A 25,586-nucleotide genomic window follows, 5' to 3' on the forward strand; every position below is an offset into this window, starting at 1 on the left:
ACCCCCCGCTCCCCCACCCTCCCCTTCCTCGATACCCCTAGGGGGTATAATTTGATGGTGGGTGGACGGCACGGTGCCCGACGCCGTCCACCGGAACACGCACAGGACGCACGAGGAGAACCCATGTCTGTCAGCTACAGCGTCTCCGGGATGAGCTGCGGTCACTGCGAGTCCGCGGTCAGCAAGGAGGTCTCGACCCTCCCCGGTGTGACCGGCATCACGGTGGACGCCAAGACCGGCCTGCTCACCATCGACTCCAACGCCCCCCTGGACGAGGAGGCCGTCCGCGCCGCCGTGGACGAGGCGGGCTACGAGCTGGTCGGCCGGGCATGACCGTCCCGGATCAGCAGCAGGTCACCCCGCGGATCGCCGCGCAGGCCGCCCCTGCGGGCGTCACCGAGCTCGAACTCGCGATCGGCGGGATGACCTGCGCCTCGTGCGCGGCCCGGATCGAGAAGAAGCTCAACCGGATGGACGGCGTCACGGCCACCGTCAACTACGCCACCGAGAAGGCCAAGGTGGCGTTCGGGGACGGGATCGGCGTCGGCGACGTGATCGCCATCGTCGAGGCCACCGGTTACACCGCCGCGCTCCCCGCCCCGCCGGTCACCGACGCGTCGCGGGAGGAGCCGGAGTCCGCGCCGGGCGAGCTCACGGCGCTGCGGCAGCGGCTGCTGACCGCCGTCGTGCTCGCCGTGCCCGTCATCGCGATGGCCATGGTCCCGGCCCTGCAGTTCCGCAACTGGCAGTGGCTGTCGCTGACCCTGGCCGCGCCGGTCGTGGCGTACGCGGCATGGCCCTTCCACCGCGCGGCGTGGACCAACCTGCGGCACGGCGCCACCACCATGGACACGCTGATCTCCATGGGCACGCTGGCCTCCTTCGGCTGGTCGGTGTGGGCGCTCTTCTTCGGCGACGCGGGCGTGCCGGGCCTGACGCACCCCTTCGAGCTGACCGTCGCCCAGGGGCACGGCTCCGCCAACCTGTACCTGGAGGTCGCCTCCGGCGTCACCGCCTTCATCCTGGCCGGGCGCTACTTCGAGGCCCGTTCCAAGCGCCGGGCGGGCGCCGCGCTGCGCGCCCTGATGGAACTGGGCGCCAAGGACGTCGGCGTGCTGCGCGGCGGGCGCGAGGTGCGCGTCCCCACGGCCGAACTGGCCGTCGGCGACCTGTTCGTGGTGCGGCCGGGCGAGAAGGTGGCCACCGACGGCGTCGTACGGGAGGGCACCTCGGCGGTCGACGCCTCGATGCTCACCGGCGAGTCCGTACCGGTCGAGGTGGGGCCGGGCCGGGCCGTCACCGGGGCCACGGTGAACGCCGGCGGCCGGCTGGTCGTGGAGGCCACCCGGGTCGGCGCCGACACCCAACTGGCTCGTATGGCCCGCCTGGTGGAGGACGCCCAGAACGGCAAGGCGGCGGCGCAGCGCCTCGCCGACCGGATCTCCGCGGTGTTCGTCCCCGTCGTCATCGGGCTCGCGCTCGCGACCCTCGGCTTCTGGCTCGGCAACGGCTCGGGCCCGACCGCCGCCTTCACCGCGGCCGTCGCCGTGCTGATCATCGCCTGCCCGTGCGCGCTCGGACTGGCCACGCCCACGGCGCTGATGGTCGGCACCGGACGGGGCGCGCAGCTCGGCATCCTCATCAAGGGACCCGAGGTCCTGGAGACCACCCGGCGGGTCGACACCATCGTGCTGGACAAGACCGGCACGGTCACCACCGGTGCCATGACGCTGACCGGCGTCCACCTGGCCGAGGGCGAGCGGGAGGACGAGGTGCTGCGCCTGGCCGGCGCCCTGGAGGACGCCGCCGAGCACCCCATCGCCCGCGCGGTCGCCCGGGCGGCGGAAGAGCGCACCGGCCCGCTGCCCGACGTCACGGGCTTCCGCGCGCTGCCCGGACTCGGCGTCCAGGGCACCGTCGACGGCCACGAGGTCACGGTGGGCCGCCAGGAACTGCCCGAGCCGCTCCCGGCGGGGCTCGCCCGGGCGAAGGCGGAGGCCGAGGCCCGCGGCAGCACGGTGGTCACGGCCGCCTGGGACGGCCGGGCCCGCGCGGTGCTCGTCGTCGCCGACGCCGTGAAGCCGACCAGCGCCGACGCCGTCCGCATGCTGCGCGGACTGGGCCTCACCCCGGTGCTGCTCACCGGCGACCACGAGGCGGTGGCCCGGGCCGTCGCCGCCGAGGTCGGCATCGACGCCGCCGATGTGATCGCGGACGTCATGCCGGAGGACAAGGTCGCCGTCGTGGCCCGGCTCCAGCGGGAGGGCAGGTCCGTCGCCATGGTCGGCGACGGGATCAACGACGCCGCCGCGCTGGCCCGCGCCGACCTCGGACTCGCCATGGGCACCGGCACGGACGCCGCCATCGAGGCGAGCGACCTGACCCTGGTCCGCGGCGACCTGCGGGTGGCCGCCGACGCCATCCGGCTGTCCCGGCGCACCCTGGGCACGATCAGGGGCAACCTCTTCTGGGCCTTCGGCTACAACGTGGCGGCCCTGCCGCTCGCCGCCGCCGGGCTGCTCAACCCGATGATCGCGGGCGCCGCGATGGCCTTCTCCTCGGTCTTCGTGGTCGGCAACTCGCTGCGCCTGCGCGGGTTCCGGCCGCTCGCGCGCTGACCCCCACGGCCGCCCCCGGGCCATGGGGGGGCGGCCGTGGCCGTGTGGCGGTCACTCGCCGTCGGTGTCCAGCAAGGCGGCGATCACCGCGTCCATGTCCAGGTGGCGCAGTTCCTGCCCGGGCGGCACGGCCTCGTACACCCGGGCCAGGAAGCTCCGCAGACCGGAGGTGCGCACCTCCACGAGGGCGGTGCCCTCGTCGGTGCGGAACTCGATCGCGGTGTGCTCCGGCCCGTTCGGCCGGATGTGCACGTCGCCCTCCCCGGCGGGCTCGTACAGGCCCGTGGTGAGCAACCCGCGGGCGAAGACCCAGGTCACCTCGGCGCCGTCGAGGGAGACCTCCGCGGGGAAGGTGATCCGGGCGGCGAGCGGGTCGTCGCGGCGGTAGCGCAGGGTCGCGGTGATCTCCCGGCCCCGGGGCCCCGAGCGCGGGGTGCGCAGACGGGCCCTGACGATGTGGTCGATGTCGGTCAGCATGGCCTTCCTCGGCAGGCGGGCGGTGCGCTCCGGATGCGTTCCGGTCCACCGGGAGAGCGCGGACGGCCGCTGTCCTTACACGACTTCCGGTACCGATTGTGTGATGTACGTCACAGGCGGCCGGAGGTGCTGTCGGTGGGCCGTGCCACGATGAGCCATGGACGCACGACGGACGGTGGGGGCGCAGGAGCGGCGGCGCCGCATGGCGGTACGGCACCGGCTGACGCCGGAACGGCGGGCCGCGACCCCCGAGGAGGTCACCGAGTCGCTGGTGGCGCTGCACGGCACGGACCCGGCGACGGTCTACGTGTCGGCCGCCGCCAGGATGCGCGAGCCCGGCGCCGCGGCCCTGGACCGGGCACTGCACGAGGACCGGAGCCTGACCCGGCTGCTGGCGATGCGGCGGACGATGTTCGTGGTCACCACCGCCTCGGCGCCGGTGGTGCTGTCCGCGGCGGCCCTGGCGATCGCCGCGCTGGAGCGGCGGAAACTGCTCAAGCACCTGGCCGACGGCGGCGGCTGGGACGAGCGGTGGCTGGCGGAGCTGGAGGAGTCCGTGCTCGCCGCCCTGACCGGACGCGGCGAGGCGACGGCCGCGCAGCTCGCCTCCGACGTGCCCCGGCTGCGCGAACAGGTCGTGGTGGCACGCGGCAAGCCGTACGAGGCCACCCAGGCGGTGTCGACGCGCGTCCTGCGGGTGCTGGCGGCGGAGGGCCGCATCGTCCGCAGAAGGCCGGTGGGCGGCTGGACGAGCAGTCAGTACCGCTGGGCCCCGGGCACGGTGACCCGGACGCCCCCCACCGCGCAGGCGCGCGTCGAGCTGGTGCGCCGCTGGCTGGCCGCGTACGGGCCGGGCACGGAGGCCGACCTGAAGTGGTGGACGGGCTGGACGCTGACCGAGGTCCGCAAGGCCCTGGCGGCGCTCGGCACGGAGGAGGTCCTGCTCGACGGGGAGACCGGCCACGTGCTGCCGGGCGACGGCGACCCGGCCCCGCCGACGCCACCGTGGGCGGCGCTGCTGCCCGCGCTGGACCCGACGCCGATGGGCTGGCAGCGGCGCGACTGGTACCTGCCGCAGGACGAGCGGGAGCGGGCGGCGCTCTTCGACCGCTCGGGCAACATCGGCCCGACCGTGTGGTGGAACGGGCAGGTCGTCGGCGGCTGGGCGCAGCGCGCCGACGGCGAGGTCGTCCACCGGCTCTTCGGCGACCCGGGCCGCGAGGCCGTCGCCGCGATCGAGGCGGAGGCCGCGCGGCTGCGGGGGTGGCTGGACGCCGTCCGCGTCACGCCCCGCTTCCGCACCCCGCTGGAGCGCGAGTTGTCGGCCCAGGCGGCTTCGGCGCCCCAGACGCCCCCGGCCCCGTCGGCCCCGTCGGCTCCACCGGCCTGAAACACCGTCACCACGGGTATGCCGCTCATGACGCCCGGTGACCGGCCGGGCGCGGACCGGGCGGAGGTGGACCGATGGAACAGGTGGCCGTGTTCTGCGGCAACTGCGACTGCGGCTGTCCCACGCTGTACGTGGACGAGACGGCGCCGGCCGACCAGCGGGTCGTGCTGACCGACGACTTCGGGCAGCGGGTGCGGATGAGCGCCGAGCAGTTCCGCTCACTGGTCGAGGAGGCGAAGGCGGGCCGGCTGGACCACGTATAGCGGTCCGGCCGGCCCGTCCTCCCGATCGCCCGCGCACCGCGGGCGGGGCCGACCCGGGTCAGGCGACCCGGGTCAGCTTCGAGCCGAAGGAGGGCTCGACGAGGGCCGACTGCAGCACGACCGGGACCCGGATCATGCTGTCGCCCTTTCCGACGACGAGTTCACCGACCTGGTCACCTGCCTGCGCCGCGTGCGGCAGACCCCCCTTGCCGGTCTCCACCGAGATGTCGACCTTGAGGCCCGTCCAGCCGATCGCGGTGACGTCCTTCCCGGCCACCACCGGGGTGCGGCCGCCGAGGCCGTCGTCGACGTAGCCGACGACGTCGCCCTTCTTGATGATCGTGGCCGAGGCGAGCGCGTCCCGCGTGCCGTCGATCAGGGTGCGGCTGCGGCTGAGGACCGTGTCGATGATCGGCGCCTTCTGCTGGTCGAGCATCGCGCCGACGATCAGCTGCTTGGTGCCGCCGATCGTGCGGTAGGCGGCGAAGAGCAGGTTGCCGCCGGCCTTGGTGCTGGTGCCGGTCTTGATGCCGACGATGTCGTGGTAGCCGGCCAGCTGGTTGTAGTTCTTCTGGTCGTCGCCGTTGATGTCCGTGTACTGGATCTTGGTGGCGATCTGCGCGAAGACCTCGTCCTTCATCGCCGCGTGCCCCAGTTTGACCTGGTCGCTCGCGGTGCTGACGGTGGTCGCCTCCAGGCCGCTCGGGTCGGTGTACGTCGTGTCGTCCATCCCGAGTTCCTCGGCGGCGGCGTTCATCTTCTTCACGAACGCCTCCTCCGATCCCGCGTCCCAACGGGCCAGCAGGCGGGCGATGTTGTTGGCCGAGGGCAGCATGACGGCCTCCAGCGCCTCGTACTCGCTGAGCTTCTGCCCGGCGGTGACGGGGACGACGGACTCCGACTCCTGCATGCCGCTGTGGTACTGGTCCTCGGCCTTCTGGTCGACCTCGACGGTCTCGCCCTTGCCGCCCTTCTTGATCGGGTGGTCGCGCAGGATGACGTAGGTCGTCATCACCTTGGCGACGCTCGCGATCGGCGTCGGCACCTGCTCGCCGAACTCGCCCATGCGGCCCAGGCCCTCGGCCTCGACGACGGCCTGGCCCTCGCTGGGCCACGGGAGCGCGAGTTCGTCGCCCTTGAAGGTGTACGAGGTCTCGGCGGTCAGGTCCAGCTCCGGCTCGGGCAGCGGGCGCAGCGCCTGCGCCACGCAGAAGGCCACGATCAGCAGCAGGACCAGCGGGGTCCAGATCTTGATCCGCCGCACGGTCGTGCGCAGCGGCGTCTGCGGCGGCGGCGGCGTGTTCGTCAGTTCCGCCAGCAGCCGCAGCGGCTCGTCGGGGTCGGGCGGCAGCGGCATCTGCTTCGTCCGCGAACCGCCGCCGGGCTCCGTGGTCGGCGCGGTCTCCACGGGCGCCGGGGCCTGCGGGACCACGTCCGGGCGGTCGTCGGTCCGCAGCGGGACGAACGTTCCGCTCGGCCGGGGGGGCGCCTTGACGGGCGCGGACGCGGAGGGCACGCGCAGGGCCATGGTGCGGTCCCTGGCCGGCGTGCCGCCGCCCTCGGTGCGGGGCGCGCGCAGCGTGAGCGTGCCCTCCCCGGCCCTGGGGCCGTCGTGTCCGCCCCCGGACGCCTCGCGCGCCCCGGGTCCGCCCTTGACGTCTCCGGGGCCCTGTGAGGGGCCCTCGGCGTCGTCCTCGTCGTCGTCCGAAGGGGTGGCGTCCCGGGACTCCCCGGGAGCGTCCTGAGTGGAGTCGTCCGGGGTCTCCTCGCCCGCGTCGCCGGCGTCGTCGTCCCCGGGCTCCGCTTCGGCGTCCGCCCCGGTCCGCTCGTCCGTCCCCGCGGAAGGCTCTTCGCCGCGGCCGGTCTCCCCGGCGGCGGAAGGTTCCTCCGGCTCGGCCCCGGAGTCCGCGGACTCCTCTGGCTCCTCGGCGTCCTCGGGGTCCTCGGGGTCCACGGCGTCCACCGCGTCCTCGGGCCCCTCCGCGGGCGTCCCGCCGGCGGTGGGTTCCGCGGCGCCGTCCTCGGCGGCCTCGTCCTCGGTGCGGTGCTCCTCGCTGCGGCCCTCGGGGCCGTCCTCGGTGCCGGCTTCGGCCTCCGCCCCGTCCCCGGCCCCGTCCTCGTCGCCGTCCTCGTCGCCGTCCTCGTCGCCGTCCTCGTCGCCGTCCGTACCGGATTCCTCCGCGCCCGCCTCCTCGGCGACTGCGTCGTCGGTACGGGATTCCGCATCGTCCCCCGCGCCGTCGGCCGGAGGGGCGTCCTCCGCGTCCGGCGTAGCGTCCTGCGGCTCGCCGTCCACGCCCGCTCCGTCATCCGGCGTAGCGGAAGCACTCCGATCCGGCTCAGGCACGCCCTCCGCTTCGGGCGGCTCCGGCGCGAACTCCGGGTCCCCGGTGGCCGGTTCCGATGCGCCCCGGGGCGCTCCCACGACCCCGCGGAAGACCGACAGCCGCGGATCCACCGCCCCGCCTCCGGTCGCCTCCCCCGACAACTCCTGCTGCTCCGCCCTGCCGGGGGACTCGCCCGCCACCGGACCTCCTCCACACTCGTGCGGTGCGCCGCCGCGGCGCCCCGCTCACCCTTACACCAGTTTCCAGGCCCCTGCTGTGAAGCCGCCGTGGGACCCGCCGTGGGACGCCAACGGCCCCCCGCGAGCCACCGCCGCCCTCGGTGCTAGACGAGAACGACATATGAGTCGGTTCCCGCACGAACGGGCAAGGCGCTCTCGACAGGCCGGTGTGAGAGGCGTCACCCTGTCATTCATCCACGCGGGGAGGCATGGATGGGCAGGAGCCGCAGAACACTTCCGGAGGAGCTACTGCTTCTCGCCTTGGACCCGGCCACGGGTACCACGGCGCAGCCGCAGTCGCTCGACCTCGGTCTTGCCGGGGCACAGCTAGTGGAGCTGGCCCTCGCAGGACGGATAGCCCCTGACGGGGATCGTATCGCCGTGGTGCACCCACGGCCGACAGGAGATCCGACCCTGGACTCCGCGCTCGAACTGCTGCGCCGTCGTGGCAGCCCCGTGCGCGCCGTCCACTGGATCGGCGGGCCCCGCCTGGGGCTGCGCCAGACGTATCTCACGCATCTGGAACGGTGCGGCATGGTGCACGCCGTGCCGGGGCAGATGTGCGGGGTGCTGCCGACCACGCGCTATCAGGCGACCGACAGCGAGGTCAGCCGGGAGATCAGGGCCCGGCTGGACAGTGCGATCCGCACCGGGGTGCCACCGGACCCGCGGACCGCCGCACTCGCCGCGATCGCCCATGCCGTGGGGCTCGGCAAGCACCTGTACCCGGGCAACGAAGGCCGGTCGTCCCGATCGCGGCTCCGTGACCTGATCAGGTACGACCCCATGGGCGGCCTCGTCGCGCACGCCGTGATGGACGTGCAGAACGGTGCCGCCGCGCAGCCGAAGCGCGCCCCCGCCCAGGGGCGTCCGGCGGCGGCCAGGGCGACGGGCCACGGCATGGTCCGCGCCGGCGTCCGCTGACCCGGGGTGTCCGGCGGCAGGGCCCGGACACCGTGACGACCGCGATCCCATCGCAACCGCCCCGCGCGTTGCTGTTTGTCCGCTCTTTCGACGAGCGCAGCATATGACCAATTCCCAGCGGTGGGATGACCGATAGTGGCACTCTGCTGACCAGCAGTACATATCTGCAGAGAACACGGACCAGTCCGGAATACGGAGGTGCACATCCCGTGGCCGCCAACGTCAATCCCACCGTCAGGCGACGCCGACTCGGCTCGGAACTGCGCAAGCTGCGCGAGCAGAAAGGGATGACCGCGGAGGAGGTCGCCGCCCGGCTGCTGGTCTCCCAGTCGAAGATCAGCAGGCTGGAGAACGGGCGCCGGAGCATCAGCCAGCGCGACGTGCGCGACCTGTGCAGCGTGTACGGGGTCGAGGACAGCCGTCTCGTCGACTCCCTGATGAACATGGCGCGCGAGTCCCGGCAGCAGGGCTGGTGGCACGCCTTCGGCGACGTCCCCTACAGCGTCTACATCGGCCTGGAGACCGAGGCCGAGTCCCTGCGCGTCTACGACTCCCTGGTGGTGCCGGGCCTGCTGCAGACCCGCAACTACGCCTCGGCGGTCATCGAGGGGACGCTCCCCGAGGCCACGCCCGAGCAGATCGAGAAGCGGATCGAGATCCGGCTGCGGCGCCAGGAGCGCGTCACCGACCCGGACTCGCCGCTGCGCTTCTGGGTGGTGATGGACGAGTCCGCGCTGCGCCGTGTCGTCGGCACCAAGGACGTGATGCGCGAACAGCTGGAGTACCTGGCCCAGATGAGCACCCAGGCGCACGTCACGGTCCAGGTCCTGCCGTACGACGCCGGGGCCCACCCCGGCATGTCCGGCAACTTCGCGATCCTGGAGTTCGCCGACGCCACCGACTCCAGCGTCGTCTACATCGAGGGCGTGACGAGCGACCTGTACCTGGAGAAGCCGACCGACGTGCACGGCTACAGCGTGATGTACGAGCACCTGCGGGCCCAGGCGCTCAGCGCGGAGCAGAGCCGGCAGTTCATCGCGGACGCCGCTAAGGAGTATGCACGCTGACTCCCCGGCGGGAATGCCGCAGAGTACACCTGCGTCCCGTGAGGCGGAAGACCTCCTGGAATATGCCACCCGTTGGAGGTAATAGCCGCTGTGGGCAGTGATGTTGGCGAGTAGCTTCGATCACGTCAGAGCTGCACAAAAAAGAATGCTCGGAGCGATCATGGCTATTCAGCTCGGAAACACCAGGGCGTGGACCAAGTCCACCCGTTCCCAGGGAAATGGCGCCTGCGTCGAGGTGGCCTCCCGTACGACGTCGGCCGTCGACGTCCGCGACTCCAAGGACCCCGACGGCCCGACGCTCGCCTTCTCCCCCGAGGCCTGGGCGGCGTTCGTCGCGGACGTCGGCCACGGGACGTACGACCTCGACTGAGCACCGCCGCAGTATCCGTACGGGCCCTCTCGACCGGCACGCCGTCCTGGCCGAGGGGGCTCACTGCCACCCCGGCGCCCTACCCCCGCAACCGGTCGACGTAGGTGTCGGTCCCGGGCACCGTGGGGACGAAGGGCGCGACGAGTTCGACCCGACCGAGCCCCGTGCCGGCCACCTCGGTGTCCAGCCCCGTGAAGTGCTCCTCCCACACCTCGCGCGGGTCCCGCTGCAGGAACCACAGCAGGGTGAGCCGGGTGCCGACGCCCTCGACCTGCTTCACGTACGACATCCGCTCCAGCGGCAGCGGTGTGGGACGGAAGACGGTCACCATCGCGGAGGGCGAGCCGGCCAGCCGCCGCGGCAGGTGGCGGTCGCGCAGCAGGCCGAGCAGCGCGTCGCACTCCTGCGGGGTGTCGGTGTCGACCACCTCGACGACCAGCCCCGCGTAGGGGTGGTCGAGCGCGTGGAAGTCCCGGGGCCCGGCCGGCCCGTCACGGTAGACGGTGACGGCGTGGTCCTGGAAGGCGGTGAAGACGTGGGTGCGGTCGTGGTGGACGCGGGCGTCGCGGTTGAGGCGCCGGTTGATGGCGACGGTCCACTTCATGTGGTCCCCGTAGCGCCCGGCCGTGATCCAGTACACGGTGATGTAGCAGCCCTCGGTGACGGGCCGGGCCACCGCGGACTTCTCCGGGTAGCGCAGTAACTGCAGGTCGCGGGTGGCCACCCAGCGGCGCCCGGCGTACATCCAGGGCATGGCCATGGCGCCGGCGATGAAGTGGTCGTCCTCGTACCAGCGGTTGTAGGCGTACTCGTGGCCGGGGTGCGGCTCGACCATGGTGATGAGCGCGTGGCCGAGGCCGGGGCCGTACGGGCCGACGGAGGCCAGTTCGGCGTAGACCTCGCTGCGGGTGTCTTCTTCGGTCATGCATACGGTGTAGCTGACTGAGCGTCAGAAATGGAAGCCCGTGGCGGTGCCCGGCACATCTGTGTACGGTCCGCGAAATCGCCCGCCCACAGCGAAGGAGCCCGCCATGCGTGCCGCCGTCCCCGGCCTCGCCACCCGCGCCACCTCCGTCGGCGGCTCGCCGGTACGGGAGATCCTCGCGCTGACCGCCCGCCCGGAGGTGATCTCCTTCGCCGGCGGGCTGCCCGCCCCCGAGCTCTTCGACGCCGCGGCGATACGCGCCGCGTACGACCGCGTCCTCGCCGAGGCACCCGAGCGGGTGCTGCAGTACTCCACCACCGAGGGGGACCCGGCGCTGCGCACGGCGGTCGCCGGCCGGCTCAGCCGGGCGGGACTGCCCACCGGCTCCGAGGACCTGCTCGTCACCGGCGGCTCCCAGCAGGCCCTCACCCTGATCTCCACCGCCCTGCTGGAACCCGGGGACGTCGTCCTCGTGGAGGACCCGGGCTACCTGGCGGCGCTGCAGTGCTTCGCCTTCGCGGGCGCCCGCGTGGTGCCCGTCCCCTCCGACGCGGACGGCATCGACCCGATGTCCCTGGAGCTGGCCGTGGTCCGGGAGAAGGCCAAGCTGCTCTACCTGGTGCCGACCTTCCAGAACCCCACGGGCCGCACGACGACCGCCGAGCGCCGGCAGGCGGTCGCCCTGATCGCCGAACGGCACGGTCTGTGGATCGCGGAGGACGACCCGTACGGCGAACTGCGCTACGACGGCGAGGCGGAGCCGTGGATCGCCTCCCACGAGGCGGCCGCCGACCGTACGGTCCTGCTCGGCAGCCTGTCCAAGATCATGGCCCCCGGGATGCGGCTCGGCTGGCTGCGCGCCCCGGCCACCCTGCACCGCGCGTGCGTGGTCGCCAAGCAGTCCGCCGACCTGCACACCTCGACCGTGGACCAGGCCGCCGCCGCCCGCTACCTCGCCGACTCCGACCTCGACGCCCATCTGACCCGGGTCCGCGCCGCCTACCGGGAGCGGCGGGACGCCCTGCTGGCCGGGCTGCCCGGCGCGCTGCCCGAGGGCAGCTCGTGGAACCGGCCCGAGGGCGGCATGTTCGTCTGGGCGCGGCTGCCCGCCGGTTACGACGCGACGGAGCTGCTGCCCCAGGTGGTGGCCCACGACGTGGCCTACGTGCCGGGGGCGCCCTTCTACGCGGGCGAGCCCGACCGTGCGGCGCTGCGGCTGTCCTTCGTGACGCACACCCCGGACGAGATCGGGGAGGGGCTGCGCCGGCTCGCCAAGGCCCTGGCCATCGCGGGCGGGTGAGCCTATTCTGACGATCCGTCAGTTCATCCGTCGGGGTGGAGGTGGTGGGTCGTGCTGCTGCGCGACAAGACCGTGGTGGTGTCCGGGGTCGGAGCCGGCCTCGGACAGCGCGTCGCCCAGGCCGTCGTCCGCGACGGCGGGAACGCGGTGCTCGGGGCCCGCACCGAGGCCCACCTCGCCAAGGCGGCCGACGAGATCGACCCCGGGGGCGCCCACGTCGCCTGGCGCTCCACGGACATCAAGGACGCCGCACAGTGCGAGGCGCTGGCCGCACTCGCACAGGAGCGCTTCGGCGGGATCGACGCGGTCGTCCACGTCGCCGCCATGGACGGCTACTTCGGCGGTCTGGCCGACGCCGACTTCGAGACCTGGAAGACGGTGCTGGACGTCAACCTGCTCGGCACGCTGCGGATGACCCGGGCCTGCCTGCCCGGTCTGCGCGGGCGCGGCGGCGGCTCGGTGGTCTTCATCGGCACCCAGTCCGCCGTGGCCGCGCCGTCCCAGGTGCGCCAGGCGGCGTACGCCTCCTCCAAGGGCGCGCTCACCTCGGCGATGTACTCGCTCGCCCGTGAACTCGGCCCGGAGCGGATCCGGGTCAACACCGTGCTGCCGGGCTGGATGTGGGGCCCGCCGGTCCAGGCCTACGTCGGCTTCACCGCGCACACCGAGGGCGTACCCGAGGACGAGGTGCTGCACCGGCTCACCGACCGGATGGCGCTGCCGGAGCTGGCCACGGACGGCGACGTGGCGGAGGCCGCGGTCTTCCTGGCCTCCGACCGGGCGCGCGCGATCACCGGGCAGTCGCTGCTGGTGAACGCGGGCGAACTGATGCACTGACAGGGACGGTCGGAGCCCGGGCGGGCTCCGGTCGACGTGCGGTCGTTCCGGCGAAGTACCCGCTCATCGTGGGGCGCCGGGCAGGTTCACAACAACGTGAAGTAAGGTCAAGAACAAGTAAAATCGTTCTACTCGCTGATCGACGTTCATGTCCTTGAACGCCGATGGTCTTGACCAGCCCCTTTCCAGGCGGTTCAATCTGGGGCGCCGCCCCGCGACGGACGTACCGGCGAAGTGCGCTCCCGTTCACAAGGCGGACCCCTGGAAAGGGCAACAACGCATGAACAGTCTCGACTGGGCCGTACTCGTCGGCTACTTCGGCGTGATGGTCGCCATCGGCCTGTGGTCCCACAAACGCGTCGACGACGTCAGCGACTTCTTCACCGCGGGCGGTCGCATGCCCTGGTGGCTGTCCGGCATCTCGCACCACATGTCCGGCTACAGCGCGGTCATGTTCACCGGGTACGCCGGCATCGCCTACACCTACGGCGTCACCTCGTACGTCACCTGGTCCTTCCCCATCGCCATCGGCATCGCCATCGGCGCCAACCTCTTCGCGCCCCGGCTCAACCGGCTGCGCTCGCGGCTGCACGTGGCCTCGCCGCTGGAGTACCTGAAGACCCGCTACAACGTCCCGACCCAGCAGGCACTCGCCGTCTCCGGCGTGCTGCTCAAGATCGTGGACGTGGGCGCCAAGTGGGCGGCGATCGCCACCCTCCTGTCGGTCTTCACCGGTGTCTCCCTCAACCAGGGCATCCTCATCACCGGCGCCGTCACGGCCGTCTACTGCACGGTCGGCGGCCTGTGGGCGGACGCCCTCACCGAGCTGGGCCAGTTCGTCATCCAGCTGCTGGCCGGCCTCGCCATGCTGGTCGCGGTGCTGGGCGAGATCGGCGGGATCAGCGGGCTGTGGACGGTCTGGGACAAGCTGCCCGACAACCACACCGCCCCGACCGCCGGCCCGTACACCCTGACCTTCCTGCTGGCGTACCTGTTCATCAAGACGTTCGAGTACAACGGCGGCATGTGGAACCAGGCCCAGCGCTACATGGCCACGAGCAACGCCCGCGAGGCCACGCGCTCGGCGCGGCTGTCGTCCGTGCTGTGGTTCGTCTGGCCGCTGATCCTCTTCTTCCCGATGTGGGTCGCCCCGCTGCTGGTGAAGGCGCAGAAGCCGGACGCCTCCGACTCGTACGCCCTGCTGACCGAGCAACTGCTGCCGCACGGCCTGCTGGGCCTGGTGGTCGTCGGCTTCTTCTCGCACACCATGGCCATGTGCTCCTCCGACGCCAACGCCATCGCCGCCGTCTTCACCCGGGACATCGCCCCGGTGCTGTCCAAGGCGGCGCGCGGCTGGAACGCGCGGGCCGGGCTGCTCGCGGCGCGGCTCACCACCGTGGCCTTCCTCGCCCTGTCGATGGCGGTGGCCACCCAGGTCAACTCGCCGACCTTCAAGGACATCATCACGGTCGTCATCAAGTGGGTGGCCGGCCTGATGGGGCCCATCGCGATCCCGTTCATGCTCGGCCTGCTGCGCACCTTCCGCAAGTCCGGCCCGACGGCGGCGCTGGTCTCCTGGGCGGCGGGCCTGTTCGCCTTCTGGCTCACCAACTACGGCCTGGACGGGGTGCAGCTGCAGATCCAGATCGTGACGCCGCTCGCCGTCAGCCTCGTGCTGTACGTGCTCATCGGCTTCGTCAAGCCCGAGGACACCCCGGAGCGCGACGCGGTCCTGGCGCGGATCAACTCCGACGGGGACGGGGACGACGCGGCCGCCGCCGCGACCCTGCCCGAGGAGCCCGCGAAGGCCTGACGGCCGGTTCCCGGGGCGGGCCTTCACCCGTCCCGGGACCCGCCCGGGCGCCCGCCCGCTCACAGGACGTCGGCGAGCTCCTGCAGCAGCCGCCGCTTGGGCCGCGCCCCCACCAGGGACTTCACCGGCTCCCCCGACCGGAAGACCATCAGGGTCGGCATCGACAGGACGCCGTACGCCGACGTCGCCTGCGGGTTGTGGTCCACGTCGAGCTGGACGACCTTCAGCCGGCCCGCCTCCTCGCGGGCGACCTCCGCCAGGACCGGGGCGATCTGGCGGCAGGGCGGGCACCAGTCGGCGGTGAACTCCACCAGCACCGGCCCCTCGGCCCCCAGCACCTCCTCGGCGAACGTCGCGTCGGTCACCTCGGTCAGGCCCTCGATGTGCGTCGTCATCGCGTACTCCCCTCGTCTGCCTCGCAGCTGAACTCACAGCGCGGTTCGGAGGTGCCCCCGGCCGAGGCCAGCTCCGCGCGGACGAGCTGCGAGCCGAGTCGCTCGCGGAGCTCCCCCAGACGGTCGATGCACTCGTCGAGCTCGGCCAGCTTGCGCCGGTAGACGTCGATCGAGGCGGCACAGGAGTCACCCTCCGGGTGGCCGGCCCGCAGGCAGTCCACGAACGGCCGGGTGTCCTCCAGTTCGAAGCCGAAGGCGCGCAGCGCCTGGATCTGCCGGAGCAGTCGCAGGTCCTGCTCGTCGTAGGCCCGGTAGCCGTTGCCCGTGCGCCGGGCCCGCAGCAAGCCGAGCGATTCGTAGTGGCGCAGGGCGCGGGTGGTGGTCCCGGCCCGTTCGGCGAGTTCTCCGATCCGCATGCCCCCGACGGTAGACCTTGACGCGGACGTCAAGGCCAGCTCGGTTATTCCCCGTCGGGGCCCGGCGGCCCGGTGATCCTCCCGACACCGCCGACTGACGTACGCCGCACCTATCCTCGGAGGATGACCCACACTCCGCCCACCACCAACAGCATGCGCCGTGCCCTGAGGCGCGCACGGGACGGCGTCGCGCTCGACACCGCGGAGGCCGCGGTGCTGCTCCAGGCGCGGGGGGCGGACCTCGCCGCCCTGACGGAGAGCGCGGCCCGGGTGCGGGACGCGGGCCTGGAGGCGGCGGGACGGCCCGGGATCATCACCTACTCCAAGAGCGTCTTCATCCCGCTCACCCGTCTGTGCCGGGACAAATGCCACTACTGCACCTTCGTGACCGTCCCCGGCAAGCTGCGGCGGGCCGGGCACGGGATGTTCATGTCCCCGGACGAGGTGCTGGAGATCGCCCGGCGCGGTGCCGAACTCGGCTGCAAGGAAGCGCTGATCACCCTCGGGGACAAGCCGGAGGATCGGTGGCCCGAGGCGCGGGAGTGGCTGGACGCGCACGGCTACGACGACACCATCGCGTACGTGCGGGCGATGTCCATCCGGATCCTGGAGGAGACGGGGCTGCTGCCGCACCTCAACCCCGGGGTCATGAGCTGGACGGACTTCCAGCGGCTGAAGCCGGTCGCCCCCTCGATGGGCATGATGCTGGAGACGACGGCGACCCGGCTGTGGAGCGAGCCCGGCGGCCCGCACTACGGCTCCCCCGACAAGGAACCGGCCGTACGGCTGCGGGTGCTGGAGGACGCGGGGCGCAGCTCCGTGCCGTTCACCAGCGGGCTGCTCATCGGCATCGGGGAGACCTACGAGGAGCGTGCCGAGTCGCTGTTCGCGCTGCGCCGCGTCGCGCGGTCGTACCACGGCATCCAGGAACTGATCATCCAGAACTTCCGCGCCAAGCCGGACACCGCGATGCGCGGCATGCCGGACGCGGAACTGGACGACCTGGTGGCCACGGTGGCGGTCGCCCGGCACATCATGGGGCCGTCGGCCTGCCTCCAGGCGCCGCCGAACCTGGTGGACGCGGAGTACGCCCGGCTGATCGGGGCCGGCATCGACGACTGGGGCGGGGTCTCGCCGCTGACCCCGGACCACGTCAACCCCGAGCGGCCCTGGCCGCAGATCGAGGAGCTGGCGGCGCGCTCGGCGGAGGCGGGCTTCAGCTTGCGCGAACGGCTTTGCGTCTACCCGGAGTTCGTCCGGCGCGGCGAGCCGTGGCTGGACCCGCGGCTGCTGCCGCACGTCACCGCGCTGGCCGACCCGGCCACAGGTCTGGCGCGCGAGGACGCCGAGGTCACCGGCCGTCCGTGGCAGGAGCCGGAGGAGGTCTTCACCGCCGTCGGCCGCACCGACCTGCACCGCACCATCGACACCGAGGGACGCACCGGCGACCGCCGGGACGACTTCGACGAGGTCTACGGGGACTGGGAGGCGCTGCGCGAGCAGGCCGCCCCCGGCCTGGTCCCGGACCGCATCGAGGCCGACGTGCGCACCGCACTGTCCGTGGCCGCCGACGACCCCACGAAGCTGACCGACGCCGAGGCGCTCGCGCTGCTGCACGCCGACGGGGCGGCGCTGGACGCGCTGTGCCGGATCGCCGACGACGTCCGCCGCGACGCGGTCGGCGACGAGGTCACCTACGTCGTCACACGGAACATCAACTTCACCAACGTCTGCTACACCGGCTGCCGGTTCTGCGCCTTCGCCCAGCGCCGCACCGACGCCGACGCCTACACCCTGTCCCTGTCCCAGGTCGCCGACCGGGCGGAACAGGCCTGGCAGCTCGGCGCCACCGAAGTCTGCATGCAAGGCGGCATCCACCCCGACCTGCCCGGCACCGCCTACTTCGACATCGCCCGCGCGGTCAAGGAACGCGTACCCGGCATGCACGTGCACGCCTTCTCCCCCATGGAGGTCGTCAACGGCGCCACCCGCACCGGCCTGTCCCTGCGCGAATGGCTGACCGCCGCCAAGGAAGCCGGCCTGGACTCCGTCCCCGGCACCGCCGCCGAGATCCTCGACGACGAGGTCCGCTGGGTCCTGACCAAGGGCAAACTGCCCGCCGCCACCTGGGTCGAGGTCATCACCACCGCACACGAACTGGGCCTGCCCTCCTCCTCCACCATGATGTACGGCCACGTCGACCAGCCCCACCACTGGCTCGCCCACCTGCGCCTGCTCGCCCGGATCCAGCAGGAGACCGGCGGCTTCACCGAATTCGTCACCCTGCCGTTCATCCACACCAACGCACCCGTCTACCTGGCCGGCATCGCCCGCCCCGGCCCCACCCTGCGCGACAACCGCGCCGTCACCGCCATGGCCCGCCTCCTGCTCCACCCCCACATCCGCAACATCCAGACCAGCTGGGTCAAGCTCGGCACCGACGGCGCCGCCGAGATGCTGCGCTCCGGCGCCAACGACCTCGGCGGCACCCTGATGGAGGAGACCATCTCCCGCATGGCGGGCTCCGGTTACGGCTCCTACCGCTCCATCCGCGACCTGGTCGCCATCGCCGACGCCGCCGGCCGCCCCGCCCGCCAGCGCACCACCACCTACGGCGAAGTACCCGCAGAACGCATCGCCGCAGGCCTGGCCTCCGACGGCCACCTGCCCGAACTGCTGCCCGTCCTCGAGGACTGAGCCGGGGCGCGGCCTCAGCCGCGCCCCTCGGCAACCTGTGCAAAAGAGTCCGAGCAACTCTCCAAAAGCGTCACACAGGCTGCGCACCTCCTTCGGGAGGTGTCGTTAGCGTTGCTGGCCGTCCCGCCCTGCACGGTGAACGTGCGCGCGGACCTGCCGCCGACGTCCCCCGGCGGCGTTGTCAGCAGAGAAAGACTCGGAGATGGACTACTGCTCCTCTTGCCGTCGGCATCTCAACGGGGCTCTCGTGTGTCCGGGGTGCGGCGCGTACGCACCCGACATAGCACCGCCCATGTGGCAGGGCCCGGACCCGACCGCCGAACGCGAGCGGCTCCGCGACGCGGACTCCCCGGACGACCCCGACGGAACCGAACAGGACGACGCCGACCCGTCGCTGCAGGGTCGTGCGGCCCGGCGACGGCAGCTGGAACGCTGGAAGAAGAACCGGCGGCGCGCGGCGGCGGCCACGGCCGTGGCACTCGTCGGCGGCGGCCTCACGGTCGCGGCGCTGCCACACGGCGGCTCCAAGGGCCGGGCCGACACGGCGGCGGCCGCGGAGACCCTGACCCCGGCCACCGCCCGCACCCTGCCGCTCTCCTCGATCCCCGCGCAGCCCGGCGGCGACGCCACGCACCGCCCCGGTCAGCCCGCACACCCCGCCACCACCGCGCCGCGCGGCGACGCACCCCACGCCGCACCGACCGCGACGCGCACCACCGCGCCGGCGCACACCGCCCCGCAGGGCGACACCGGTCCCCGGACCGGCACGGTCACGGCCGTCCCCACACCCGCGGACATCACCCCGCACACCACCGCGCCCTCGTCCGCCCCCCACTCCCCCGCGGACGTCCCGGCCACACCCCCCACGACGACGGCGGCCCCCACGCCGCCGGCAACGAAGTCACCGATGCAGCTGTGCCTCCTGGTCCTCTGCGTCGGCTGACCGGAAAGGAACCCCACGTGTCAAGCAGCCACGCCGACCACGACCGCCGCCGCGTCCACGCCTGGCGGTTGTGGGCCGTCGGAGCCGTGACCGCGGTGCTCGCCGGCCTGCTGGCCAAGGCGGGCATCCTGGTCGCGCAGAGATTCCTGCTGCTGCCGCTCTTCGCCCCCCAGGGCTACGGGCTGTGGCGCGACGCCGCCGCCACCGCCTACGTCCTCGGGGCAGCGCTCGTCGCGCTCGCCGCGACGCTCCTGCTGCGCGTCCTCCTCACCACGACGCCCCGCGCCACGCTGTTCTTCGGCTGGATCATGGCCGGGCTGACCCTCTTCGCCGTGGTGATCCCGCTGGCCCTGCACCGCTCCAACGAGATGCTCGCCACCTGCGTGGTGAACCTCTTCATCGGGCTGATCGTCACCTCCCTGCTCGCGGGCGCGGCCCGCTGGGCACTGACCCGCGGCATCCAGGCCCCCCGGCCCGCGTGGCAGGGCCGCACCTGGTGACCCCCGGGCCCCGGCCCCTCGAAGGCCCCCGTTGCCACGGCAGCGGGGGCCTTCGCCGATGCGTGACCGACCACATTCCGTTCGTGACCGGAAGCCGACCGATCTGGGTCGATTACAGTGCTTGGTCGGGTCGAGCAGAGAGGCGTTGGTCATGGTCGGGGCCATATGGGGGCGTGCCGAGCAGCAGGACTTCCGCAGCCGGGTGCGCGGTTGTCTGCTCGGTGGTGCGATCGGCGACGCCCTCGGCGCAGGCGTCGAGTCCGACTCCCTGGCCGCCCTGCGGAAGGCGCACGGGAAGGACGGGGTCACCGACTACGTCCCGGCGTACGGGCGGCGGGGGGCCGTCACCGACGGCACCCAGATGACGCTGTTCACCGCCGAGGGCCTGATACGCGCCCAGGTGCGCCGCGACGCCGGGGCCTGGCACCCGCCCACCGACGTGCACCGGGCCCACCTGCGCTGGGCGGCCACCCAGAACGACTGGGGGCCCGACGAGCGCCGCAAGGACGCCGGCTGGCTGGCCCGCGAGGAGTGGCTGTACGCGCGCCGCGGCCCCGGGAAGGCCTGCCTGACCGGTCTCGGCGACGAGCGGATTGGCACCCTCGACAACCCCAAGAACCCGGACGCCAAGGGCAGCGGCGCGCTCGTACGGTCCGCGCCCTTCGGCCTGCTGGTCGGCTGGGAGCCGCAACTGGTGTTCCAGCTCGCCGTCGAGTGCGCCGCGCAGACGCACGGTCATCCCACCGGCGTGCTGGCCGCCGGGGCGTTCGCCGTCATCGTCCACGGACTGGCCCGCGGCGAGGCCCTGGACGGCGCCGTGCAGCACACGCTGGCCCTGATCGCGGCACGCCCCGGGCACGAGGAGACCTCCGTGGCACTGCAGGCCGCCCTCGGCGCCGTACGCCAGGGACTGCCCGGCGCGGAGCGGGTGGAGTCCCTGGGCGCGGGCCGGACCGCCGAGGAGGCGCTCGCCGTCGGCGTCTACTGCGCCCTGGTCGCCGAGGACGTCCGGCACGGACTGCTGCTGGCGGTCAACCACTCCGGGGACAGCGACTCCACCGGTTCGATCTGCGGCAACCTGCTGGGCGTGCAGCACGGCGAGACGGCCCTGCCCCCGGCCTGGACCGCGGAACTGGAGGGCCGGGGCACCGTCCTCCAGCTCGCCGACGACTTCGCCATGGAGATGACGCAGGGTCCCGCGCTGCACGGTCCCGGCGGCGCGTCCGCGGCGTGGCTGGAGCGCTACCCCGGCACCTGAGCGCCGGCCGGGGTCAGATGTACTGCGCGTAGTCGTCGAGCGTGCGCAGCACGTCCGCCGTTCCCGTGGACGGCAGTTGCAGCACGACCTCCTCCAGGCCCTGGTCCCGGTAGTACGCCAGCTTGCCCGGACTGGGTCGCACCGCGTACGGCACGACCTGGAGCGCCTTGGCGTCCCGGCCGGAGGCCTCCCACACCCGGCGCAGCCGCGGCACGCTCTCCGCCAGCCCGCCCCCGCCGATCGGCATCCAGCCGTCGGCGTACTCGGCGATGTGCGCGAACAGCGCGGGGCCCCCGGCGCCGCCGCACAGGATGCGGGGCCGCCCGCCCGAGGCGGGCTTGGGCCACGCGTGGCTGGCCGCGACCCGGCAGGAGCCGCCCTCGTACGCGGTCGGTTCCGGCGCCCACAGGGCGTGCATGAGGGCCATCCGCTCCCGCACCAGCTCCCGGCGGCGCGGCCAGTCGACCCCGTGGTCGGCGGCCTCCTCCACGTTCCAGCCGAAGCCGACGCCGAGGGTGAACCGGCCGCCGGAGAGGAAGTCCAGGCTCGCGACCTGTTTGGCCAGCACGATCGGATCGTGCTGCGCGACCAGCGTGATCCCGGTGCCGAGCCGCAGCCGGTGGGTGACGGCCGCGGCGGCGGACAGGCCCACGAAGGGGTCGAGCGTACGGCCGTACTCCGGCGGCAGCGGGCCGCCCATCGGGGCGGGGGTGCGGCGGCTGACCGGGATGTGCGTGTGCTCCGGGAGGTACAGGCCGTCGAAGCCGCGCTCCTCCAGTTCCCGGGCGAGCCGGACGGCGGGGACGGAGTGGTCGGTCAGGAAGATCGTCGTGGCGATCCGCATGGCGTCGTCGCACCTCCCGTGCTGTGGGCCAACGTTATGCCCGTGCCGCGCGGCGCGGACACCCGCGACACGGTGTCCCGCCACGGGGGCGGCCCGGGGTCACAGGCCCGTGGGGACCGTGCGGGTGTCCCGTCCGGAACGCAGGACCCGGCCGGGGACGGCCCCGGTGATCCCGTCGTCGCGGATCGTCTCCACGCCGCCCACCCGCACGCTGACCACGCCCCGGGCCCTGGAGTCCAGGCGCGGGCTGTCGCCCGGCAGGTCGTGCACGAGGGTGGCGGTGCCCGCGTCGATCCGCTCGGGGTCGAACAGCACCAGGTCGGCGTGGTACCCCTCGGCGACCCGGCCGCGCCCGCGGAGTCCGAACAGCCGCGCCGGGTCGTCGGTGAGCATCCGCACCGCCTTCTCCAGCGGGACCAGCCGCCGGCCGCGCAGGCAGTCGCCGAGGAACCGGGTGGTGTACGGCGCCCCGCACATGCGGTCCAGGTGGGCACCCGCGTCGGAGCCGCCGAGCAGCACGTCCTCGTGCTCCCAGGTGTTCCGGCGCAGCTCCCAGCTGTCCGGGTCGTTGTCGGTGGGCATGGGCCACAGCACCGTCCGCAACTCGTCGGCCGCGCAGATCTCGACGAGGGTGCGGAAGGGGTCCTGGCCCCGTTCGGCGGCGATGTCCCGCACGACCCGGCCGCTGACGCCGGCCCGCCGGTTCTCCTCGGAGTACGTGTCCCCGATGACGTACCGCCCGAAGTCGGCGAGCCGGCGGAAGACACCCGCCTCGGGGCTGCCGGCGCGGCGGAGCATCCCCGCGCGGACCTCGGGGTCGCGGAGCCGGGCGATGCGCTCGGGGACGGCCAGGGAGAGGATCTCGCCCCAGCCGGGGATGAGGTTGAGGGCGCAGAAGGTGCCGAGCGACATGTTCATCGGGGTCAGGATGGGCATCGTCAGCGCGACGACGCGGCCCCCGGCCTTGCGGGCCCGCTCGGAGGCCTGCAACTGGCGGGGCACACGGTCCGGGACGGCGGCGTCGACGGTCAGCACGTTCCAGTTGAGCGGGCGGCCCGCGGCGACGCTCATGTCGACGAAGAGGTCGATCTCGTCGTCGGAGAAGGTGTCCAGGCAACCGGCGACGATCGCCTCGATCTGCGTGCCCTCGTGCTCCCCGACGGCCCGGGAGAGCGCGAGCAGTTCCGCGGGCCGGGCGTGCCGCGAGGCCACCGGGCGGCCGTCGCCGTCGGAGTGGGTGGCGGACTGGGTCGTCGACAGGCCCCAGCCGCCGGCCTCCATCGACTCGTGGAAGAGCCGCAGCATGAGGTCGAGCTGGTCCGGTGAGGGCTGCCCGCCGACGGCGTCGGGCCCCATGACGTAGCGGCGCAGCGCGCAGTGGCCCACCATGAAGCCGGCGTTGACGGCGATCCGGCCCTCCAGGGCGTCCAGGTAGTCGCCGAAGCCGTGCCAGCTCCAGTCGACCCCGGACTCCAGGGCCCTCAGCGACATGCCCTCGACCTTGGACATCATCCGGCGGGTGTAGTCGGCGTCCTGCGGCTTGAGCGGCGCCAGGGTGAAACCGCAGTTGCCGCCGGCCACGGTGGTGACCCCGTGGTTCATGGAGGGGGTCGCGAAGGGGTCCCAGAACAGCTGGGCGTCGTAGTGGGTGTGCGGGTCGACGAAGCCCGGGGTGAGGACCAGCCCGGTCGCGTCCTCGGTGGTCCGTGTGGGCTCCTCGGCCCGGCCGGGCCGCGTGACCGTGACGACGCGGCCGTCCCGCAGGCCGACGTCGGCCGTGCGGGCCGGGGCACCGGTGCCGTCGACGAGCGTCGCGCCGCGGATCAGGTGGTCGAGCATGCGTGGTCCCTCCTCCTGCTGGGGCCGCGGGCGGGCCGCCCGCCGCGCGGGTGTGGCCCCCGGCCGTCCCCGGGCGCGGCGGGCCGCCGCCGCGGTGCCGGTCCGGACGGGGGCCGGGCGGCGGTCCGGGAAGGCGCCGCCCTGTCGGTGGCCCGCGGCGTCACGCCGCCCGGCGGAAGCGGGTGGTCCGGTGCACCGGGTCCGTGTCGATCTTGGGGATGACGTGCTCCCCCACCAGCTTGATCGTGCGCATCGTGTCCTCGAAGGGGACGCCCACCGGCAGCCCGAACGACAGCTGGTCGGCCCCCGCGGACTCCCAGCGCTTGCACTGCTTGAGCGCGTCGTCGGGGTCGCCGCAGATCATCAGCTCCTCGTCGAGGAGCATCTCGATGAGCTCCTCGGTGTACGTCGGCAGCAGCTCGGGCCACTGCGGGATGTACTCCGGGCGCGGGAAGGTGTCGTGGTAGCGGAAGACCAGCGACTGCAGGTAGTTGAGGTTGCTGCTCGCGGCGACGCGGATCGCTTCCTTGCGGGTCTCGGCGACGATCGCGGTGGTCGTCACCATGACGTTGTCGTTGACGAAGTCCCCGATGGGCTCGGCGTCGCGCACCGCGGTCTTGTACTGCTCCAGCACCCACTCCATGTCGGAGACCTTCTGGACGCTGAAGCCCAGCACGCCCAGGCCCTTGCGGGCGGCCATGGCGTAGGAGGGCGGCGAGCCCGCGGCGTACCACATGGCCGGGTGCGACGTCCCGTACGGCTTGGGGAACACCTTGCGGGGCGGCAGGGACCAGTGCTTGCCCTGGAAGCCCGGGTACTCCTCGTTGAGCCACATCTTCGGGAACTCGCCGACGGTCTCCTCCCAGATCTCCTTGGTGGCGTTCATGTCCGTGATGCCGGGGAGGAAGCCGAGGATCTCGTGGCTGCCGGCGCCGCGGCCGGTGCCGAACTCGAAGCGCCCGTCGGAGAGGTGGTCGAGCATGGCGACCTTCTCCGCGACCTTCACCGGGTGGTTGACCTGCGGGAGGGGGTTGAAGATGCCCGACCCGAGGTGGATCCGCTCGGTGGCGTGGGTGAGGTAGCCGATGTAGACGTCGTTGGCGGACAGGTGCGAGTACTCCTCGAGGAAGTGGTGCTCGCTGAACCAGGCGTACTTGAAGCCCGACCGGTCCGCCTGGACGACGTACTCGGTCTCCTCCATCAGCGCGTGGTGCTCGGCCTGCGGGTCGACCTCCGAGCGGAACTTGGGCACATATCCCTGTACGAAGATCCCGAATTCCAAGGGGTTCACCGTCCCTAGCTTTTCTGACGGATCGTCAGATTCCCGCTCCGACTCTTCCACCGGCGACGGGGGAGGTCAATACCCGATCGCCGTCAGAAGAGCGAGACCCCGGCCAGCCAGCCGCCGTCGATGACGAACGGCTGCCCGGTGATGTACGAGGAGTCGTCACCGGTCAGGAAGAGCGCGAGCCGCGCGACCTCCTCCGGGCGCCCGATCCGGGCGAGCGGCACGAGCTTGCCGTACAGCTGGTCCAGGGCCTCCGCGGGCACGCTCTCCCCGGGGTTGGACATGGGGGTGTCGATCGCACCCGGGCACATCGCGTTGACCCGGATGCCCTTGGGCGCCAGCTCCACGGCGGCCACCCGCGTCATGCCGACGACGGCCGCCTTGGTCGCGGCGTACGAGGTCACCCCGGCCATGCCGGCCAGCGCCACGTAGGAGGCGGTGTTCACGATGGTGCCGCCGCCGGCCGCCGCGAGCAGCGGGGCCACGGTGCGCATCCCCAGGAAGGCACCGACCTGGTTGACCAGGACGACCTCCTGGAACTCCGCGAGCGGGGTGTCGACGAGTTCGTTGAAGCGCAGGATGCCGGCGTTGTTGACCAGGCCGTCCAGCCGCCCGAAGGCCTCGGTCGCGGCGTCCATGGCCGCGGCCCAGTCCGCCTCGCTCGTCACATCCAGGTGGACGTAGCGCGCCCGGTCGCCGCCGATCCCCTCCGCCACGGCGGCGCCCCGCTCGTCCAGCACGTCCCCGAGGACGACCCGCGCCCCCTCCGCCGCGAAGAGCAGCGCCTCCTGCTCGCCCTGCCCGCGCGCCGCGCCGGTGATCAGCACGACCCGGCCGTCCAGCTTGCCCATGTCCG

At 72.9% G+C, this 25,586-nt stretch carries 23 protein-coding genes; 14 read left to right on the plus strand and 9 right to left on the minus strand.

What is annotated here, in order from left to right:
• The first annotated feature begins 123 nt into the window (after nucleotides 1-123).
• Complete coding sequence (locus AC1VWI_RS20015; RefSeq protein ID WP_499512381.1) at nucleotides 124-333, plus strand: heavy-metal-associated domain-containing protein; 210 nt, start codon at nucleotides 124-126, stop codon at nucleotides 331-333.
• Complete coding sequence (locus AC1VWI_RS20020) at nucleotides 330-2,618, plus strand: heavy metal translocating P-type ATPase (protein ID WP_499512382.1); 2,289 nt, start codon at nucleotides 330-332, stop codon at nucleotides 2,616-2,618. The genes AC1VWI_RS20015 and AC1VWI_RS20020 overlap by 4 nt, the downstream gene beginning before the upstream one ends.
• Nucleotides 2,619-2,669: 51 nt before the next feature.
• On the opposite strand, the gene AC1VWI_RS20025 is transcribed toward AC1VWI_RS20020, so the two are convergent.
• Nucleotides 2,670-3,095, minus strand: coding sequence for an SsgA family sporulation/cell division regulator (locus AC1VWI_RS20025; RefSeq protein ID WP_499512383.1), 426 nt, complete (start codon nucleotides 3,093-3,095; stop codon nucleotides 2,670-2,672).
• 157 nt (nucleotides 3,096-3,252) lie between these two features.
• Between AC1VWI_RS20025 and AC1VWI_RS20030 the strand changes: the two genes are divergently transcribed.
• Both AC1VWI_RS20030 and AC1VWI_RS20035 read left to right on the plus strand, forming a co-directional pair.
• Complete coding sequence (locus tag AC1VWI_RS20030) at nucleotides 3,253-4,485, plus strand: winged helix DNA-binding domain-containing protein (protein ID WP_499512384.1); 1,233 nt, start codon at nucleotides 3,253-3,255, stop codon at nucleotides 4,483-4,485.
• Between the two features lie 74 nt (nucleotides 4,486-4,559).
• Entirely contained in the window at nucleotides 4,560-4,748 is a 189-nt protein-coding gene (locus AC1VWI_RS20035; protein WP_499512385.1) for a hypothetical protein, read from the plus strand.
• Between the two features lie 58 nt (nucleotides 4,749-4,806).
• Here AC1VWI_RS20035 and AC1VWI_RS20040 read toward each other — a convergent pair whose 3' ends face one another.
• Nucleotides 4,807-7,044, minus strand: a complete 2,238-nt coding sequence (locus tag AC1VWI_RS20040) for a D-alanyl-D-alanine carboxypeptidase (protein ID WP_499512386.1) — start codon at nucleotides 7,042-7,044, stop codon at nucleotides 4,807-4,809.
• Between the two features lie 483 nt (nucleotides 7,045-7,527).
• Between AC1VWI_RS20040 and AC1VWI_RS20045 the strand changes: the two genes are divergently transcribed.
• The 3 genes from AC1VWI_RS20045 to AC1VWI_RS20055 all read left to right on the plus strand — a co-directional run bounded on the left by AC1VWI_RS20045 (nucleotide 7,528) and on the right by AC1VWI_RS20055 (nucleotide 9,675).
• Nucleotides 7,528-8,238 (plus strand): GOLPH3/VPS74 family protein, encoded by a 711-nt coding sequence (locus AC1VWI_RS20045; RefSeq protein ID WP_026251155.1) that lies wholly within the window; start codon nucleotides 7,528-7,530, stop codon nucleotides 8,236-8,238.
• Nucleotides 8,239-8,447: 209 nt separating this feature from the next.
• Nucleotides 8,448-9,305 carry a helix-turn-helix domain-containing protein gene (locus AC1VWI_RS20050; protein ID WP_499512387.1) on the plus strand — a complete coding sequence of 286 codons (858 nt, stop codon included), beginning with the start codon at nucleotides 8,448-8,450 and terminating at the stop codon, nucleotides 9,303-9,305.
• A 160-nt stretch (nucleotides 9,306-9,465) separates the two neighbouring features.
• Complete coding sequence (locus AC1VWI_RS20055) at nucleotides 9,466-9,675, plus strand: DUF397 domain-containing protein (RefSeq protein ID WP_499512388.1); 210 nt, start codon at nucleotides 9,466-9,468, stop codon at nucleotides 9,673-9,675.
• A 79-nt stretch (nucleotides 9,676-9,754) separates the two neighbouring features.
• Here AC1VWI_RS20055 and AC1VWI_RS20060 read toward each other — a convergent pair whose 3' ends face one another.
• Nucleotides 9,755-10,600 carry a hypothetical protein gene (locus AC1VWI_RS20060; protein ID WP_499512389.1) on the minus strand — a complete coding sequence of 282 codons (846 nt, stop codon included), beginning with the start codon at nucleotides 10,598-10,600 and terminating at the stop codon, nucleotides 9,755-9,757.
• 106 nt (nucleotides 10,601-10,706) lie between these two features.
• On the opposite strand from AC1VWI_RS20060, the gene AC1VWI_RS20065 reads away from it, so the two are divergent.
• The 3 genes from AC1VWI_RS20065 (at nucleotide 10,707) to AC1VWI_RS20075 (ending at nucleotide 14,550) form a co-directional block, all read left to right on the plus strand.
• Entirely contained in the window at nucleotides 10,707-11,900 is a 1,194-nt protein-coding gene (locus AC1VWI_RS20065) for an aminotransferase-like domain-containing protein (protein ID WP_499512390.1), read from the plus strand.
• 51 nt (nucleotides 11,901-11,951) lie between these two features.
• Entirely contained in the window at nucleotides 11,952-12,737 is a 786-nt protein-coding gene (locus AC1VWI_RS20070; RefSeq protein ID WP_499512391.1) for an SDR family oxidoreductase, read from the plus strand.
• 280 nt (nucleotides 12,738-13,017) lie between these two features.
• A complete protein-coding gene (locus AC1VWI_RS20075) occupies nucleotides 13,018-14,550 on the plus strand; it encodes a sodium:solute symporter family protein (RefSeq protein WP_499512392.1) in 1,533 nt (510 codons plus the stop codon).
• 59 nt (nucleotides 14,551-14,609) lie between these two features.
• Here the strand turns inward: AC1VWI_RS20075 and trxA are convergent, their stop codons facing one another.
• Nucleotides 14,610-14,945 (minus strand): thioredoxin, encoded by a 336-nt coding sequence (gene trxA, locus AC1VWI_RS20080; RefSeq protein WP_499512393.1) that lies wholly within the window; start codon nucleotides 14,943-14,945, stop codon nucleotides 14,610-14,612.
• A complete protein-coding gene (locus tag AC1VWI_RS20085; protein ID WP_499512394.1) occupies nucleotides 14,942-15,361 on the minus strand; it encodes a MerR family transcriptional regulator in 420 nt (139 codons plus the stop codon). Before AC1VWI_RS20085 ends, trxA begins: the two co-directional genes overlap by 4 nt.
• Nucleotides 15,362-15,484: 123 nt before the next feature.
• Between AC1VWI_RS20085 and AC1VWI_RS20090 the strand changes: the two genes are divergently transcribed.
• The 4 genes from AC1VWI_RS20090 to AC1VWI_RS20105 all read left to right on the plus strand — a co-directional run bounded on the left by AC1VWI_RS20090 (nucleotide 15,485) and on the right by AC1VWI_RS20105 (nucleotide 20,759).
• A complete protein-coding gene (locus AC1VWI_RS20090; RefSeq protein ID WP_499512395.1) occupies nucleotides 15,485-18,058 on the plus strand; it encodes a bifunctional FO biosynthesis protein CofGH in 2,574 nt (857 codons plus the stop codon).
• Between the two features lie 202 nt (nucleotides 18,059-18,260).
• The gene (locus AC1VWI_RS20095; protein ID WP_499512396.1) at nucleotides 18,261-19,001 is read left to right on the plus strand and encodes an SCO2400 family protein; all 741 of its coding nucleotides are present in this window, start codon (nucleotides 18,261-18,263) and stop codon (nucleotides 18,999-19,001) included.
• 17 nt (nucleotides 19,002-19,018) lie between these two features.
• Nucleotides 19,019-19,501 (plus strand): hypothetical protein, encoded by a 483-nt coding sequence (locus tag AC1VWI_RS20100; RefSeq protein WP_499512397.1) that lies wholly within the window; start codon nucleotides 19,019-19,021, stop codon nucleotides 19,499-19,501.
• Between the two features lie 151 nt (nucleotides 19,502-19,652).
• On the plus strand, nucleotides 19,653-20,759 hold the full coding sequence (locus tag AC1VWI_RS20105; protein WP_499512398.1) for an ADP-ribosylglycohydrolase family protein: 1,107 nt from the start codon (nucleotides 19,653-19,655) through the stop codon (nucleotides 20,757-20,759).
• 13 nt (nucleotides 20,760-20,772) lie between these two features.
• Here AC1VWI_RS20105 and AC1VWI_RS20110 read toward each other — a convergent pair whose 3' ends face one another.
• From AC1VWI_RS20110 to AC1VWI_RS20125, 4 genes are all read right to left on the minus strand, one after another.
• Nucleotides 20,773-21,603 (minus strand): LLM class F420-dependent oxidoreductase, encoded by an 831-nt coding sequence (locus AC1VWI_RS20110; protein WP_499512399.1) that lies wholly within the window; start codon nucleotides 21,601-21,603, stop codon nucleotides 20,773-20,775.
• 99 nt (nucleotides 21,604-21,702) lie between these two features.
• Nucleotides 21,703-23,442, minus strand: a complete 1,740-nt coding sequence (locus AC1VWI_RS20115) for an N-acyl-D-amino-acid deacylase family protein (protein ID WP_499512400.1) — start codon at nucleotides 23,440-23,442, stop codon at nucleotides 21,703-21,705.
• Nucleotides 23,443-23,602: 160 nt separating this feature from the next.
• Complete coding sequence (locus AC1VWI_RS20120; RefSeq protein WP_499516864.1) at nucleotides 23,603-24,724, minus strand: LLM class flavin-dependent oxidoreductase; 1,122 nt, start codon at nucleotides 24,722-24,724, stop codon at nucleotides 23,603-23,605.
• A gap of 92 nt (nucleotides 24,725-24,816) precedes the next feature.
• Nucleotides 24,817-25,581 (minus strand): SDR family NAD(P)-dependent oxidoreductase, encoded by a 765-nt coding sequence (locus AC1VWI_RS20125; RefSeq protein WP_499512401.1) that lies wholly within the window; start codon nucleotides 25,579-25,581, stop codon nucleotides 24,817-24,819.
• Between the last annotated feature and the right edge of the window lie 5 nt (nucleotides 25,582-25,586).

The organism is Streptomyces sp. TOM-9 (assembly GCF_056858595.1).